4 protein-coding genes are annotated in these 3,732 nt (G+C 69.0%); 2 read left to right on the top strand and 2 right to left on the bottom strand.

Annotated elements, in window-relative coordinates:
* Nucleotides 1-253: 253 nt before the first annotated feature.
* Entirely contained in the window at nt 254-1,357 is a 1,104-nt protein-coding gene (ald, locus tag GXW71_RS34260) for an alanine dehydrogenase (protein ID WP_211858531.1), read from the bottom strand.
* 212 nt (nt 1,358-1,569) lie between these two features.
* Nucleotides 1,570-2,541, bottom strand: a complete 972-nt coding sequence (locus GXW71_RS34265) for a Bug family tripartite tricarboxylate transporter substrate binding protein (protein ID WP_211858533.1) — start codon at nt 2,539-2,541, stop codon at nt 1,570-1,572.
* A 50-nt stretch (nt 2,542-2,591) separates the two neighbouring features.
* Between GXW71_RS34265 and GXW71_RS34270 the strand changes: the two genes are divergently transcribed.
* Both GXW71_RS34270 and GXW71_RS34275 read left to right on the top strand, forming a co-directional pair.
* Nucleotides 2,592-2,744, top strand: coding sequence for a hypothetical protein (locus GXW71_RS34270; protein WP_211858535.1), 153 nt, complete (start codon nt 2,592-2,594; stop codon nt 2,742-2,744).
* 157 nt (nt 2,745-2,901) lie between these two features.
* A complete protein-coding gene (locus GXW71_RS34275) occupies nt 2,902-3,405 on the top strand; it encodes a response regulator (RefSeq protein ID WP_211858537.1) in 504 nt (167 codons plus the stop codon).
* Nucleotides 3,406-3,732 lie beyond the last annotated feature (327 nt).

Raw genomic sequence — 3,732 nt, forward strand, 5'->3', positions numbered from 1 at the left:
GTCACGCAAGCATCCGACGAAACCGGCAGCGCGGCCACTGAGATGTTGGGAGCCGCCTCAGCGCTGGCGAACCAGGCGGCGTCTCTCCAGGACGAAGTCGGCGTCTTCCTCTCCCGGGTTCGCAGCGCTTAGGAGGGCGGCACGACCTCATCTGCTCGCTCCGCGGCGCCGTCCGCGCAACTCGCCTGCGCAATCCGAACCACGCGGATCAGGCGCTCGGTCCGCACCGTGAAATGCCGCAACCCGGTAATCATCATGGCAACGCAGCAAGCGGCAGGCCCAGTGCCCGTGCGACGGCGGGATGCGTCACCGCTCCGGCATGCACATTGACGCCTGCGGCGAGGTGCGGGTTCTCCACCGCTGCGCGCTGCCAACCCTTTTCGGCGATGTCGACCGTAAATGGCAGCGTCGCATTGTTGAGCGCAACCGCCGAAGTGCGCGCGACTGCACCCGGCATGTTGGTGACGCAGTAGTGCACCACGCCGTCCACGACGTAAGTCGGGTCCGCGTGCGTGGTAGGACGCGATGTCTCAAAGCAGCCACCCTGGTCGATCGCGACATCGACCAGGACGCTGCCTGGGCGCATGCGCGCGACCGTCGCCCGCGTCACCAGCTTCGGCGCTGCCGCACCGGGCACCAGCACGGCGCCAATGACGAGGTCGGCCTCCAGCACTGCTCGTTCCACCGCGTCGCGCGTCGCAAAGAGCGTGTCCACCATGCCATTGAACTCAACGTCGAGCGCCTCAAGCGCGCGCGGATTGCGGTCGAGCACCGTGACTTGCGCGCGCATGCCGTGCGCGATGCGCGCCGCGTTCGATCCCACCACCCCGCCACCGATAATGGCCACACGCCCCGAGGGCACACCCGGTACACCCGAGAGCAGGATGCCGGCGCCACCGACCTCCTTCTCGAGGCAGCGGGCGCCGACCTGTACAGCCATGCGGCCCGCGACCTCGCTCATAGGCGCTAGCAGCGGCAACCCGCCTTGGGCGTTCGTCACCGTCTCGTAGGCGATGGCGGTCACGCCGGATTCCATCAGCCCCTTGGTCTGCTCGGGGTCCGGGGCGAGATGAAGGTATGTGAAAAGAACCTGCCCCGGCCTGAGTCGCGCCCATTCATCGCGCTGCGGCTCCTTGACCTTCACGACAAGCTCGGCTTCAGCGAAGACTGATGCGGCATCCGCGGCGATGCGCGCACCTGCGGCGGCATAGGCCTCGTCAGGGAAACCGATCGCCGCGCCGGCGCCGGTCTCGACCAGCAACTCGTGGCCGTGCAGGACAAGCTCCCGAACAGATCCTGGCACGAGCCCAACGCGGTACTCGTGGATCTTGACTTCCTTTGGCACGCCAATGCGCATGGCGGTTTTCCTTCCGCGTGGCTCAGGACTGGCTGAGGGACAACAGATCGGATAGCGCGCCAGCGTACTCCGCGTCCGTCACCTTCTGCCAGCCCGTGACACTGGCTCTTTAGCCGCGGAGCCGCTGCTGCGCGCGCGGCGCGGATCGCAGCGCCGGTCTGCGCGATCGCTTCCTGGAGCTGGCGGAGAGGGCAGAGCCTGCCCTGGATCGGCTATTCCACGGTGATCCGCGCTTCGCGGATCAGTCGCTCCCACTTCGCCGTCTCCGAAGCCATGAAGCGCCCCGCTGCCGCAGGATTCCGGTCATCCGGCGCCGGAACCTGGACGCCGAGTTCGGATAGGCGCGTCAGCGTCGGCCCGTCGCCGACAGCCCTCCAGATGGCGGCTGACATGGCCTCGACCATAGGCGCTGGGGTTCCGGCAGGGACGAGGACGGCGTTCCATGTGGTGGCCTCGAAGCCGGGCAGGATCTCGGCGACGGTGGGAAGATCGGGCAGGGCTTCCGAGCGGCGGACGCCGGTGGTGGCGATGCCGCGCAACGCACCGGCGCGCACTTGGGCAGCGCCGGTGGCGACGCTGTCCATCACCAGCGCGATGCGGCCAGCAAGAAGGTCGGCCACCGCCGGGGCGGTGCCGCGATAGGGGATGTGCTCGGCCTGGGTGCCGGTCATCGACTTCAGCAACTCGACGCCAAGATGGGAGGATCCGCCGACGCCGCTGCTACCATAGGCGCGGGGGGCTGCGCGCAGGAAGTCGATGAGGCCGCGCATGTCCCGCACGGGGCTGTCGGGCGGCACCAGGATGACTTGGGGCACGACGCCGATGAGGGCGACGGGCGCGAAATCGGCCTGGGGATCGAAGGTGAGGCGCCCGCCGTGGAGCGCGCGGTGCACGGCATGGACGACCGTCGTGAAGAGGAGCGCGCTGCCATCCCTGGGCGCGCGCGCGACGGCTTCGGTGCCTGGGAGAGCGCCGCCCCCGGCGCGGTTCTCGACGACGGCGCGCTCCGACAGAGTCATGGAGAGGCGGTCGGCCAGGATGCGCGCCACCGCGTCGGTCGGGCCTCCGGCTGCATAGGGAACGACGAGGCGGATTGGCCGGTCCGGCCAGTTCGTCTGCGCCAGGGTTGGCGGCGACAGGGGGGCAAGCCCCGCGACGCTCAGCAGGGTACGACGCGCGATCATGGACATTTCCTCTTGTGCTTGCTTGGTTCGGATGAGGGGCGATTCACGCGATGCGATCGCTCTTCTTGATGGAACTCGGAACAGAAATTCTCTATGCCGCCGGCAACTCGCTGCCGCCGCACTACCGGAGCCGGGATCGGGTGACCGCCCAGGTGCTGGTCGGCCGCGAGAACATCGGCCAAGCGATGGACGCGGCCGGCTGATCCAAACGAATCGTCCCGGCCTCGGGGCAGCCGGCGGGCCCGTCTCCGCGCCGGTCGGCGGCGCACGCCGCAGAGGCGGAGATTAGCGCGCGATCGGCAGCATCATTGGGACGCGGAGCGCAGCTCACGTGTAAGATGAACCGGGCACAAGGGGGCCATGATGGCCGAGAGTGGGATTATGGGGCCGCCTCGCATCCTGCTGGTGGAAAGCGATCCGCTCATCGCGGGCACCACGCTCAGACTCATGCGGCAGTTGGGGTATCTGACCCTGCCGCCCGCCAACACCGTCGCAGAAGCCCGTGCGCGGCTGCGCGCGAAGCCGGACGCGGTGCTTCTTGAGATCACCCTCCGGCATGGGGAAATGTCCCTCCCGTTCGCCGACGAACTGATGGCTCAGGGCGTGCCGTTCGCGTTCTTCAGCGGCTACTACATTCATGATCTACCGGCACGGTTCGCTTCCTGTCGGATTGTCATGAAGCCCGTAGGGGATGAAATACTGACGGCCGAATTGCTGGCGCTGGCGGGTTGGCCGGGCGGTGCCTCCGCAGGTGGTGGCGAGGCAGGCGAGCGGACGCGGCTGGCCCCCGGCGCCAGCGGAGACCTCCACCTTCTCACCGGCGGCTCAACCGCGACCGATCCGGATGTCGCGAACGATCCTTGATCCGCCATCATCGCCGCCGACTCGCCCCGGCTCCCGCTCTTCGCCGCGGGCTTCCTCGCGCTGCTCCAGTCGGTTGCGCAGCGCTGGTCACCCACCGCCTTCACGTCTCCAGCCGGCGGCGCGCCGGACAGCAAAAGCCCGCCCGGAAGTGATCCGGGCGGGCTCTCCCCTGTATCCCCCTGCAGGCGTGCGCGTCAGGCGGCGCGGGCGACGTCCGGCGCGGTGGCGACGATGGTGCGCGGCGCGGTGGCCGGCGCCTCGGCGGTCTCGCGGAGCACATAGCCGCGGCCCCAGACGGTGGCGATGGCGCCGCTGAACCCGGCCTCG

This window comes from Plastoroseomonas hellenica (assembly GCF_018129085.1).
Taxonomy (GTDB): Bacteria; Pseudomonadota; Alphaproteobacteria; order Acetobacterales; family Acetobacteraceae; genus Plastoroseomonas; species Plastoroseomonas hellenica.